This window comes from Alkalibacterium sp. m-11 (genome assembly GCF_054658155.1).
This window is the reverse complement of the sequence record NZ_BAAGIR010000408.1, coordinates 1-358: the sequence shown is the minus strand read 5'-3', so window position 1 is coordinate 358 and position 358 is coordinate 1. Positions and strand designations below refer to the sequence as shown.

The following is a 358-nucleotide window of genomic DNA, read 5'->3' as shown; positions in this document are numbered from 1 at the left end:
ATGCTCATAAGCATCAAGCCAATGTCATTATGCACGGCTTGATTCCCTCTGACATGAACGCGGCGCATGCCAAAGACACCTTTCATCCGACCGAAAACAGTTTCTACGTCAATCTTTCGCTGGGCATAGATCCGTCTTCCATAATCGCTCTCCAGGTGTGCTTTCGCTTGATGTTTAAAGTATTCCCAATTGTAATTCACCGATGTTTGTCTTTGGTTCCCCTTCGGGGTTTTGGCTAGTTTATTCAGCCTGTCATCCATTTGTTCCTTGTCTGCTGTGTACACTTTAAACTGACGCGTATATCCCTGTTTATCCACACGTGTGCTGTAGTGGGTAAAACTAAACCGCACACCGTCCA

1 protein-coding gene is annotated in these 358 nt (G+C 45.8%); it reads right to left on the bottom strand.

From position 1 onward, the window contains the following. On the bottom strand, positions 1-358 hold a 358-nt coding region (locus tag ACYQ2O_RS12990), incomplete at both ends, for a transposase (RefSeq protein WP_459796810.1).